At 44.5% G+C, this 12,192-nt stretch carries 8 protein-coding genes; 2 read left to right on the top strand and 6 right to left on the bottom strand.

Annotation, left to right across the window (positions count from 1 at the left end):
• Positions 1 to 41 precede the first annotated feature (41 nt).
• Entirely contained in the window at positions 42 to 1,112 is a 1,071-nt protein-coding gene (locus tag ACMXYS_RS11635) for a hypothetical protein (RefSeq protein WP_415896599.1), read from the top strand.
• A 154-nt stretch (positions 1,113 to 1,266) separates the two neighbouring features.
• Here the strand turns inward: ACMXYS_RS11635 and gcvP are convergent, their stop codons facing one another.
• Both gcvP and ACMXYS_RS11625 read right to left on the bottom strand, forming a co-directional pair.
• A complete protein-coding gene (gene gcvP, locus ACMXYS_RS11630; protein WP_415896598.1) occupies positions 1,267 to 4,167 on the bottom strand; it encodes an aminomethyl-transferring glycine dehydrogenase in 2,901 nt (966 codons plus the stop codon).
• A gap of 231 nt (positions 4,168 to 4,398) precedes the next feature.
• Entirely contained in the window at positions 4,399 to 6,084 is a 1,686-nt protein-coding gene (locus tag ACMXYS_RS11625; RefSeq protein WP_415881785.1) for a diguanylate cyclase, read from the bottom strand.
• A gap of 122 nt (positions 6,085 to 6,206) precedes the next feature.
• Between ACMXYS_RS11625 and ACMXYS_RS11620 the strand changes: the two genes are divergently transcribed.
• On the top strand, positions 6,207 to 8,036 hold the full coding sequence (locus ACMXYS_RS11620) for an EAL domain-containing protein (RefSeq protein ID WP_415896597.1): 1,830 nt from the start codon (positions 6,207 to 6,209) through the stop codon (positions 8,034 to 8,036).
• Positions 8,037 to 8,072: 36 nt separating this feature from the next.
• Here the strand turns inward: ACMXYS_RS11620 and ACMXYS_RS11615 are convergent, their stop codons facing one another.
• The 4 genes from ACMXYS_RS11615 to ACMXYS_RS11600 all read right to left on the bottom strand — a co-directional run bounded on the left by ACMXYS_RS11615 (position 8,073) and on the right by ACMXYS_RS11600 (position 12,172).
• On the bottom strand, positions 8,073 to 9,167 hold the full coding sequence (locus ACMXYS_RS11615) for a lipid A deacylase LpxR family protein (protein ID WP_415896596.1): 1,095 nt from the start codon (positions 9,165 to 9,167) through the stop codon (positions 8,073 to 8,075).
• An 85-nt stretch (positions 9,168 to 9,252) separates the two neighbouring features.
• The gene (locus ACMXYS_RS11610) at positions 9,253 to 9,591 is read right to left on the bottom strand and encodes a YdbL family protein (RefSeq protein WP_415896595.1); all 339 of its coding nucleotides are present in this window, start codon (positions 9,589 to 9,591) and stop codon (positions 9,253 to 9,255) included.
• Positions 9,592 to 9,603: 12 nt separating this feature from the next.
• The gene (locus ACMXYS_RS11605; protein WP_415881781.1) at positions 9,604 to 9,804 is read right to left on the bottom strand and encodes a YnbE family lipoprotein; all 201 of its coding nucleotides are present in this window, start codon (positions 9,802 to 9,804) and stop codon (positions 9,604 to 9,606) included.
• Between the two features lie 31 nt (positions 9,805 to 9,835).
• Positions 9,836 to 12,172, bottom strand: coding sequence for a YdbH domain-containing protein (locus tag ACMXYS_RS11600; protein WP_415896594.1), 2,337 nt, complete (start codon positions 12,170 to 12,172; stop codon positions 9,836 to 9,838).
• Positions 12,173 to 12,192: the final 20 nt, after the last annotated feature.

The raw sequence follows: 12,192 nt of genomic DNA, 5'->3' as shown, positions 1-12,192 counted from the left end.
ACCCCCTCCTGTATATACAAATACTAAGTATCAAGGAAGTCATGAGTAAAGTTGAAGACAGAATAAATCAAGAATGGGTCACGCTTAATGCTATTAGGGGTATGGTTAAAATTGCCTCGAAAGGTAGCATGACAAAATCTACCTATGATAACTCTCTAGATTTGGGTGGTACTCTCTACCCGGAATTACTCGGCCCAGAAAAAAGTGTATTGAAACGGGAACGAGAAAGCGACACAACAAAAGAATATCGTCAAAAAGCAGAACTACAGGCGATAAAGGATCAGATAGACGTTAACCCTCTAGATTTAGTTGTTTCAGATATAGAAGAATATGAATCCTTAATATCTATAGCTAAAGCTAATAAAAAAGATAGAAAGCGAACTGACCAGCTAAAAAGGAAGTTAGGACAACTTCAGAAAGCGAAGTCAGAACTAGAGATCAAACCTCACTCTGAAAACCAGTTAATATTCCGAGATGCGTATAATGTTGAGAGAGACTTGCCTGAGCTATCTAAAGGGCATGCTCATAAAGATTTCCAATTACCTGACGGAAACGTTTTGAGGCTTAGGGTACTGCACCCTGATAAACCAGAACACATAACTGGCGCAGACATTATTTATGAGCGCCATAACAAGGATACTGATAAAGTTAGTATTGTTGTCGTTCAATACAAGATATGGGAAGAAAAAAAGCTGTATCTATCCGACTCAAGGATGAAAGGTCAAATTGAAAAGATGAAAAAGTTTACCTGTGAAAAGAATATTTGCGAGCAGAGTGAGGGCGAGAATAGCTATAGATTCCCTTGTTGCTCAGGTTTTCTCAGGCCAACAGATAAGTTGCAGAATGTAGAACAAAAATTTATTTCTACAGGTGAGCATTTGCCAATCTGCCGAATTGATGAATGCAAATCAGTAGGTGATAAAGGCGGCGAGCTTCTTGAATATGAAAAGATAAAAGAAGTATCGCTTTCAACGGAGTTATTTGAGGACCTATTCAATAGAGGAAAAATAGGCTCTAAGGAGTTGTCGTTCAAAGAGCTTAAAGAGCTTTACGAAACTGCCTCGGTTATCGATTCGAGTGATACGGTTGTAATCTATGCGCAGGAATTCTAAGGAAGCTATGGGGCAGATCTTAAATCGTGCTCTGGTTAGATTTCTCTATTAAATCCGCTCTTTTATTACTAAACGACCAGAAAACTCAATTCCCGCCTCACAAAAAAAATGCCGCATCAGATGCGGCATTTTTAGTTTCAGGCTGATCTATTGATTACTCAGCGTAATCTTCAACCGGAATACAAGAACAGAACAAGTTCCGGTCGCCGTATACGTTGTCGATACGGTTAACCGTTGGCCAGATCTTGCTGCCTTTCAGGTGATCAGCAGGGAAGGCTGCTGTTTCCAGCGAGTAAGGGCGGTTCCACTCAGAATCGATAATGTCAGCCATAGTGTGTGGCGCATTACGTAGAGGGTTGTTCTCGCCGTCGATCTCGTTTGCTTCAACCTGACGAATCTCTTCGCGGATTGTGCTCATCGCTTCGATAAAGCGATCTAGCTCAGCTTTAGATTCAGATTCCGTTGGCTCGATCATCAATGTGCCTGCCACAGGGAAGGACATGGTTGGAGCGTGGAAGCCAAAGTCCATCAAACGCTTAGCTACGTCTTCTTCTGTGATGCCAGATGCTTCTTTAAGTGGACGCATGTCGATGATGCACTCGTGTGCAACACGGCCGTTACGACCAGAGTAAAGAACAGGGAAGTCTTCGCCCAGTTTCTTCGCTAGGTAGTTAGCGTTTAGGATCGCATTCTCAGTTGCAGCGCGTAGGCCTGTGCCGCCCATTAGTGCGATGTAAACCCAAGAGATCGGAAGGATAGATGCGCTACCCCAAGGTGCAGCAGATACTGCGCCGTTCTCAGCTTTAGGGCCTTCGATCTGTTGTACTGGGTGGTTCGCTACAAATGGTGCCAAGTGTGCTTTAACACCGATAGGGCCCATGCCTGGACCACCGCCACCGTGCGGGATACAGAATGTTTTGTGCAGGTTCATGTGCGATACGTCTGCACCGATCTCTGCAGGCTGGCTAATCGCTACCTGAGCATTCAGGTTGGCACCATCCATGTAAACCTGACCACCGTTATCGTGAACGATCTGGCAGATCTCGCGGATATCTTCCTCATATACACCGTGTGTAGATGGGTAGGTGATCATCAAACAGGAAAGGTCGTCTTTGTGCTGTTCTGCTTTAGCACGCAGGTCAGCTACATCAACGTTACCGTTTTCATCACATGCCGTTAGTACTACTTTCATATCAGCCAGTGCTGCTGATGCTGGGTTAGTACCGTGCGCAGATGTTGGAATTAGGCAGATGTTACGGTGTGCTTCACCGTTTGACTGGTGGTAGTTACGGATCGCCAATAGGCCCGCGTACTCACCTTGTGCACCTGAGTTTGGCTGCATGCAGATCGCATCAAAACCAGTGATCTCTTTAAGCTGATCTTCTAGCTCAGTGATTAGCTGCTTGTAACCTTGTGCTTGATCCATTGGTGCGAACGGGTGGATCTGACCAAATTCAGGCCATGTCACTGGGATCATCTCAGCAGTAGCGTTTAGCTTCATGGTACAAGAGCCAAGCGCGATCATGCTGTGAGCAAGGGAGATATCTTTGTTTTCCAGCTTCTTAAGGTAGCGAAGCATCTCTGTTTCGCTGTGGTAGCTGTTGAATACTGGGTGCTGAAGAATCTCTGATTCACGTACTAGTGCTGCATCAAACGATGTTTCACCAGATGCAGAGATCTCTGCATCGATGCTGTCTAGGTCTAGACCGTGACCCGCACCTAGGATGCAATCCCAAAGGGTATTGATGATATCGCGGTTAGTGCACTCATCACAGGTCATACCCAGCTTGTTGTCGCTGATCTTACGTAGGTTGATACCAGCGTCTAGTGCTGCTTGGTAAACCTCTTCAGCGTTATCTAGCTCAATAGATAGAGTATCGAACCAGCTATTATTAAGTGGCTGAACGCCTTTAGCCTGTAGGCCTTTCGCAAGAATCGTGGTTAGACGGTTGATGCGGCTAGCGATTGTTTTTAGACCTTGTGGGCCGTGGTAAACCGCGTAGAAGCCTGCCATGTTGGCAAGTAGAACCTGAGCAGTACAGATGTTAGATGTCGCTTTCTCACGACGGATATGCTGCTCACGTGTTTGCATCGCCATACGCAGTGCTTTGTTACCGCGTGTATCAACAGAAACACCAATGATACGGCCAGGAACAGAACGCTTGTAAGCATCACGAGTCGCAAAGAATGCCGCGTGTGGACCACCGTAACCCATTGGAACACCAAAGCGCTGAGCAGAACCGAATACAACGTCTGCACCTAGCTCGCCTGGTGATTTCAGCATGATCAAGCTCATGATGTCTGCAGCAGCGCAGAATAGAGCTTTTTTGCTGTGAACTTTTTCGATTAGCTCAGCGTAGTCGTTTACATCACCGTAAGTACCTGGGTACTGAACCAGTACACCGAATACTTCGTGTTGATCGATCAACTCGCTAACGTCACCGACGATTACTTCGTAACCTAGAGGCTCAGCACGTGTTTGGATAACGCTGATGCTCTGTGGGTGAACATTGCTATCGATTAGGAATGTGTTTGCTTTCTTCGCTTTAGACATACGCTTACATAGCGTCATCGCTTCAGCGGCAGCGGTTGCTTCATCCAGCAGAGAAGCGTTGGCAAGGTCTAGGCCTGTTAGGTCTAGTACCATTGTTTGGAAGTTAAGGATCGCTTCCAAACGGCCTTGAGAAACTTCTGGCTGGTATGGTGTGTACGCAGTGTACCAACCTGGATTTTCCAAAACATTACGTAGGATAACGTTTGGCACGATCGTGTCGGTATAACCCATACCGATCATCGAAGTGTTTACTTTGTTCTTTTGCGCAACAGATTTTAGGTACGCAAGTACCTCATCTTCAGAGCGGCTTTCTGGTAGGCCAATCGGTGACTTGAGCATAATAGACTCAGGTACGGTTTGGCTGATCAACTGATCCATATCAGTTACATCAAGCTCGGCAAGCATCGCTTGTTGCTCGGTTGCGGAAGGGCCAATGTGACGCGCTATAAAGGCATCTTTTTGCTCCAAAACGGAAAGCGGAGCCTGATTCTGTGTCGGCATTTTTAACTTACCTGTGATCAGTTGATTATGGTGTGCTCAAAAAGTGGCTAATGATACCCGTTTTTTGCTCATTTTGTGATAGAAAATAAACAAAAGTTTATTTTAGGAAACTGTGTTTTCTTATCGGAGTGTTTCTTTCAAGGGAATAGAGGAGGCATTTTTTCGGGCGTTGAGCGGATTACTTATGGGCGCTATTGAGCAATAACGCCCATAAGTAATGTGTTAACAATTCTATTCTGAACAATTTGTCGGAGTTTCTTTATCCCAACGTAATTGTTCTTCAGTGTGTGGAGGTGTGATGAGTTTTAACTTTTTGCTTTCTAACCAATGCTGTACTTCACTGCTGTCGCTTGGATAGTGCCCATCTTTACAGTGACTTAGATTTTGTAAACCTACCCATGTGTTCCGACCACTGTATTTGGCCGCATATAGAGCAATGTCAGATAGTTTTAACATGCTTTTCCAAACTTGGGTGTTTGCTTGGGGTGTATATATATGGATAGAGAAAAAACCGATTGAGCAACTGAGGTTAAATTTCTGTTGGTTACCAAATTCAAATTTTTCGATGCCTTGGCGTATCCTTTCAGCAAGTTTTTTGGCACTGGTTCCATCTAGTTGATAACAGATCACTGTAAATTCTTCACCGCCACTGCGCACCAGAATGTCTTGGTCACGGCAGAACGATTTTAACTGTGAAGAAAATTGCTGAAGTGTCACGTCCCCAATATCGTGGCCGTAGTTATCATTAACCTGTTTAAAGAAGTCCAAATCTAATGTGAAAAAAGTCCAGTCTGCAGGTGGTTTCTTGTTGGCTTCAGAGCTTAGAAAGGCTGACAGAAAACGCGGATTTTTGAGCGTTGTTAAGGCATCGGTATAGCTACTATCTTGGAGTTGGTCTCGTTCCTGTGTCAATTCACCAAAGTGCTGTGAAAGCTCTTTTGCCATAGCAATAAATGTGGTGGATAGTTGTCCTAATTCATCATTGCTTTCTAAGGCTGTGAAAGGCTGTTTTTCGCCTTTGTATTTGAAACGATCTGCTTGTTGCTGGAGTTGGACAATTGGGTTAATCAGTACTTTTCTCAGGATAATGTAAGTAATCAAACAGGCGATGCTGCTGAGTATTAACGCTGTGAATAGTGAATAGCGAACAGCACTAATTGCTTGCTGATAAAAAGGGCGAGGCTGATCAATATCTAATTGAATGACAGTATCGCTGCTGTTCATCAGTTGGATATAGCCTCTAGAATGTGATTGCTTTGGCGAAATAAATTCTACCGATGGTGTAAGCGTACTTTTAGTGGCCATACTGATAGAAATATCTACTTGTAACTCTTCACTAAGCTCTTGCACTAAGGAGTCATTTAGTAGTTTAGCGAAGATTAGGTAGCCACGAGGAGGGCCTTGTTTTCGGGTGGTCAAAATAGGTTGCCTAGCAAGCAACAATGGTCCAATCTCCGTCTCAAAGATTCCCTGCTTATCGTCACCTATATATTGCAAAGCCGGGTGGTTATTACTCCACTCGCTACCTTGTAGAAGTTGTAAACTCTCGGGGTCACCAATGTTGTCATTAGCTAGTTTGTTTAAGATTTTATTTTCTTTATTGATAAGGATCAGTAGGTCTAAACGTAGATCCTCTAGTGTCTCTGGAACTAAGTTGGCGGTTTCAAACGCTTTGTAAGGCTGATCTGAATATTGATAGGTATCATCCCAAGCTGCCCAGTCTGTCGACATGCTGTTTAGGTAATCAAGCTCATTCTTAATACCATTTTGAATGCGTTTTATATCTGTTAAATGATATTGCGTTTCCACATTACGTATTTCAGGAAGGGCAAAAAAGTAGATAGTGAGAGCTACCCCTCCCATAAGAATTGTGAAAAAAAGTACTTCGATAGCGATAAGTTTTTGTGAAAGCTGCATCTTTTTTTCCTTACTTAATGCTCATGTATTGGCATTGAGGAAACATCAACTACTATTGTAGGTAAGACTTTGTTTTTTTTCCTGATGTAGATCAGTAGGTTAGTTTCATTGTAGGGAAAGGTATGCCAGCGGTAGAGAAGTTAATTAGTCTGCACAAATCTTTACTAGTGCTGAGTCATGGGGAAGGCTTTATTGATTATCCTCGGATATCGAAGCTAAAACGCATAATTCAGTCCTGCGCAGAACAGTTGAATGTTTCTCGGGTCAGCGTCTGGAAATTAGATACTGATGCTCAGCGCATCGTCTGCGAGGTTTTGTATCTGCATGAAACTGATCAGTATTACCAAGGTGCAGCTCTTTACCAGACTGATTTTCCTAGCTACTTTCGAGCCATAGGTGAAGATCGCTTAATTAATGCAGATAATGCGATTTCGGACCCGCGTACTAAAGAATTCGCCGATTCTTACCTGATCCCCAATGAAATATGTTCGATGTTGGATGCTCCGATTTTTTCCTCAGGAAAGCTACAGGGGGTGATCTGCCTTGAACAGGTTGGTGAACAGCGCGTTTGGGATATGCCCGAGATGTCTTATGTTGCTTCACTGGCTGATCATATCTCGATGATTAATGAGCACGAGTTGTGGCTAAGAGATCGAGAGCAACTGGAGTTTTTGGAGCAGTACGATCCACTTACCGGCTTAGAAAAGCGTAACCAGTTTCAAAAGCGATTGGACTTTAATCAGCAAGAGGCAGGAAATAGTGAAAATCCCAGTGCGCTTTTGTTGATTGGACTTGATTCCTTTGCCTCTATCAATGATCAATACGGTCATTCGGTGGCTGATCATTTGTTGGTGGCTTTTGCGCGTCGCTTAGAGAAATTAACTCGACAAATAGATTGCCGTTTAGCGCGTGTAGGCGGGGATACCTTTGGGATATGGATTCCTAATCTTGAAGATACAGAGCAACTCAACTCGCTTACTCATGAGTTAAAACTGACAAGTCGTACACCGCTGAAAATCTGTAATGAAGAGTTTGTAAATGTCAGTAGCAGTACGGGGGTAGTTATTTACCCGATAGAGGGTGAACCTGTCTCCAGCCCTATGCGTTGTGCTGAACTAGCTATGCGGCGAGCCAAAGAGAGCACGCGTGGAGGCGTACAGTATTTTGCTAAAGACTGGTTGGTACAGTTACAAAGTAAGCGTTCATTCGAAAATGAGCTGGTCGAGGCAATAGAACAAGCTCGACTCGTACCTTTCTATCAACCTGTATTCTGCGCTGAAAAAGAAACCATCGTGGGGTTAGAGGCATTAGTGCGTTGGCCTCATCCTGATAAAGGCAATATACCCCCCGGCGAATTCCTACCGATTGCTCGGAAACTGGGTTTAATGGAACGTTTAGGCAGTTTGATGCTGAAAAAAGCCTGTGAAGATCTGGTTAAATTTGAGCAGGAAGGAAAATCAGTCGGTTGGATTTCTGTGAATATCGCCGCTGAGCAGCTACATAACGCGGCGCTTTCCGAAGAGATTGCCTCTTTGCTGCAGGAGCACGATCTACCTGCCTGCAAAATCGAGTTGGAAATTGTTGAGGAACTGATCGGTCAGGACTCTGCTTTTGTTCGTTCTCAATTAGAGGCGTTATCTAGCCTTGGTATTCGCATGGCTATTGATGATTTTGGCACGGGCTATTCATCTCTTTCGCGCCTAAAGCATATGCCAGTTACTAAATTGAAAATCGATAAGTCGTTTGTAGATGGCTTACCTGATGCCGACAATGACCGCTGCATAGCTAACTCGATTGTGGGTTTGGCTAAAGGCCTGCAGATGGAATTAGTCGCGGAAGGGGTGGAATTACTCGAACAAGCGGATTACCTAAAACAGATGGGGTGTGAATATCTTCAGGGCTATTACTTTGCTAAGCCTATGTCAGCTGACGAAGTGGCTAAGTTACTCTGAGTACTTGTTTAAGCTGGGTAATGCGAGTTGATGCCTTTATAAACTGTAAGAGTAACTTAAGCTGAGCGAACCAAAGGAATGACCGTCGGGCTGGCCTTTAAACTCTTTGCTGCGATGGACTTTGGCAAACGACAGTTTCCAACCTTTATATAGAGCAGCGATACCCACTGCCGCTTCGCCAACTAAAGGTTTTTTATCTACAGAGTGGCTACTTCTAAAGGTATTACCATCAAGGAAGATATCTCTTAACACCCAGCGGCCATCCATAGAGACAAATGCGTGAACACCCAGATTGTTATCGCGACTACCACGCTGGTAGCGTCCATCGCCTAAACCTGGGGCGCTATTATCGCCACCACTACGTAGCGCTGATGTGCCAAAGTCTTGGGGTAGGTTCCAACCGACACGTACTTCTGCACCGGCATTTAGGTATGTGGCGACATTACCGAGACTGCCACCGCCATGAAGGATGGTATCGTACTCAAATAGAGGCGAAATTGGCCCTTCTAAAAAGCGGTGTTTATGTTCGTAAACAAGCTGAATGCCAGGCTCATTTTTAAGCTGATTATCCCAGCCATTAAACTTTTTAAACCCTCGCAGATCATGAATAAAGTCTTGAGCTTCTTCTCCTAAAGCCCATGGGCCGACAATACCGATATTTAGCTCTGCTGTATTCATAGAGCGGCGGGTACGGCTATGGTAAGACAGCCCACCATATAGCCATGCAGCGTAGGGGCGATCATTGGGATCGAGGGTAAAGCGTTCGAGATCTTCAGGGGTGTAGATCTGTTGTCCTAAGCTGACTACAACATTACGTTGAATCGGCTCGCCAGTTGGATTGGGTGGATCGAACCTTGGTAAATAAGGCGCAACTTTGCCTACCCACTCAGGTAGGTTGGGATCGTTCAGATGATTACTTACATTGGGGGATACCCAAGAAGCCTTAATGCCGTTGGTGTAGTTTTGGTCTGTTTCGGAAAACAGATCATTTTCAAAATAAAGATTGAGCGTCCATGGATTAGACTCATTAACGTCATTGGCTAAAGAGGCGATGGTGTCAGCTGATGCGGTGCCTGTACTGAGAAGGGTAGCGGTTAACACTGCAATCAGTTTTGGGCTGTGGGCAGACATTCGAACGTCCCTTTCTTTGTTGCGAGTGGTATTTGGATAAAATTAGCCGAATAGGGCGCGCGCCCCATCGGCTATATGTTTACGATTACTTCTTACGCCACTTGCCATTTTGAAGCTGGATAAATTGCCCTGCAGGTGTGCGTTCCTGAAGGCGTTGCCCCATACGTAGTTCAAACACTGCGCGCTCTACGCCTGCTTTTTTAGAACCTTTGTCATAAGCAGCGCGGCGCTTTTTATTAATGCCAGCAACCAGAGATTTTAGATCGCCTGTAGGCTTAGACGTTACTATGCCTAGATAGCCGTTGGTACGCTCACCGATTAGACCTTGAGCTTTGGCATCGTCTTTAGATATAGCCCAAGCTGGTGTTGCAATGATTGATAGCGCTAGGGCTATCATGCTGAATAGCGTTCGAAACTGTTTCATCATCATACCCCTTTAAAAAATATCGCTGTTTTCTGTGAGCAGTTCATCAATTTCCCTATCAACCTTGACCAGAATCTCGTGCTCAATTTTAACATTGAGGTTAATGGTAATAGGTTCGCTAGGTACCGCGACTTCCACGCGGGGTGAACAACCGCTCACACCAGCCAACGCAATCGCTAACGCAAAAGGTGGGAGTAAATGGGTTAATTTCATGGTTGTTCCTCAAATTTGGTTTCAATCTGCGTTAACGGTAACGCTTCTCGATTGTCTTCGTCAATTTATCTGCAAACTGTAATGTTTTGATTAACTTAGGAATATTCTCTTCCACATTAATCGTGAAATCTACCGGATGGCCATTTTGCCAATCTGGATTGCTACCCTTTAAGCGAGTTTCTAATAAGGCCGTACCATCCTCTGAATAGTTAAGCCCTATATCCAGCTCTTCATAATGAAAATTCTGAAGTGCTTCAATCGCCATCTTTAAGCCAATATTGGCCGCTGCATAGGCTTGTACTGCTGGGGTCGGCTCAAACAAAATTTTGCCTCCAGGAGCTAAGCCTTTGATAACACCATCTGTAATGGTGAAAGCGTTATCGTTGTAAGCTAGAGGGAAGCTTCCCCCTAATTTACCTTCACCGGATAACCCTTGCTGCCTTTCCAAAGCCATCACCGCGCCAAGGTCGATATTGTCCACCTTAACCTGACTGGTGATATCGGGCTTGCTTGGATTGAACTCGAAATCTGAGAGGCTAATTAAACCCTCAAAAAGTTCAGCCTGCATACCCTTCAGTTTAAGCAGGTCACCGCTTTTTCGCTGCTGGTACTGATAACTTGTTTGCACATTTTTGATTTCAACTCCTGTTGTAACCCGACCCAGCTTAATGCTGCCTGTATCGCGTAACTTACCTGAGGTGGAAAGTCGGGAGGTTGAATTTAAATTGAGCCTTTCAATTAAGGTTTCATCCCAGCTTAGATCTGTAGCTCTAATGCTGTTGCTGAATCGTGCTGAGAACTTGCCGTTCTTTAAGTTACCGCTTCCTTTATGGAAAAGTGTGCCTTTAAGCACGCTTAGCTCTTTCGGAATAGGGACGTAGGCTTCTAGTGAGCGATCAATCCCTTTGAGGCTGATAGGTTGTACGGACCAATTTAGCTGAGTGTTGCCGTTACTTAAGGTGGTATTTGCACGGCCTTTCAGATCTAGCTTTATAGGAGCGTTGCTGGATACCTGATAGCGATTGCTTAACTGATCTTTATCCCATGTGAATTTAGAACTCAGTTTCAATTGTGGAAATTGGGTTTTCCCTTGGCTCAGGTTTAGCTGAGGGATAGTAATCGAACCGGAAATATTAGACTTAGCCAGATCAATGGAGTCGAGGCTTAGTTTAGAACGTATTGGTGAAACATTTATTCCCTCTAGCACAATCGCACCGGCTTCAATATCTAAATGTAGAGGTGATACATCTGGTATCAAAGCACCATCTAAAAGCAGTTGGCCTATATTGGCTTTGATCGCGAGTGGCTTTTGTAAGGTCGCTTTCAGGTTTTGTATCGGTTCTTTTAAGCTCGGGTGCTTTAGCTCGGGGACTTGTATATTGGTGTCGGAGTTAAGCGTGATCTCAGCTTCTTTTAGTGAAAATTTAAGTGCACCTTCTAATTCGGCAGAGGCTTTTTCTAGAGACGGAATTGGGTTAAACGCGGTTATCTTGCCCTTACCGGTTTGATCGATCTGGATACTTTTTAACAGTTCATCTGGCGAGAAACGGGTTTGTAGCGGGAAGTGAATTTTTCCCTGAAGTTTGACCGTGCCTTCTAGCTTAGGAATCGGTAGGTTGTGCAATTCGAGTTTTTGTCGCCAGCTCTGTAAACCCGCCAGTTGGATCTCTTGCGCGGATGTTAAGGTCAGTTTGTCATCAAACGAGAGATCGCCTGCAATATTAAAGAACGGCTCCTCATCCTCTAACAACCGAAACGTAAATTGATTTTGCTTGTTCAGATTCAGGTCGCCCCAACCAAAATCCTTCTCGTCTCTTAAGGCTTTAACGCGGCTATACAGTTTGTCGTCTTCAAATAGCAGTGCACCGATAAATTGCCAATCGCTCTGGTTTTCTGGGTAATCCAATCGAAGAGTGACTTGTCCAATCCGAATTGCATCAATGGGGATCTGATTAAACCAAACCGAGGGTAGCGCTTGGCCTAGATCTACCACTTCATTATTACTCTCACTGCTCTGTTCGGTGGTGTAGGTGATTTTTATATCTGAGCGCGGCATTGATAGAAGTTTGAGGCGCTGTTCTTGCCAGAGAGTGTAAGGGTTAAATTGCAGTGTTATATCGCTGGATTGATAACTGATTATCTGAGTAGGGGTGTGCTTTTCTAGTTTTACATTAGCGATATGCAGCTCGTTCCAGCTAGGTGTTTGCATATCCAGTTCAACAGCGGAGAAGTCATTTTGCTCCAACCAATATTGCAGGCTTTTATGTGCAATAACTGGGGAGAAAAAGTATGCGGCTAAAGGCAGGGCTATTACAAAAGTGAAAGTTAAAAGGAGGCACGCCCATAGTATTTTATGACCTCTGCGCATACTGCCTCCCTTAAACGTAC

Source organism: Neptuniibacter sp. QD57_21 (genome assembly GCF_047778075.1).
GTDB lineage: Bacteria > Pseudomonadota > Gammaproteobacteria > Pseudomonadales > Balneatricaceae > Neptuniibacter.
The sequence above is the reverse complement of the archived record's forward strand: the minus strand, read 5'-3'. Positions and strand labels throughout refer to the sequence as shown.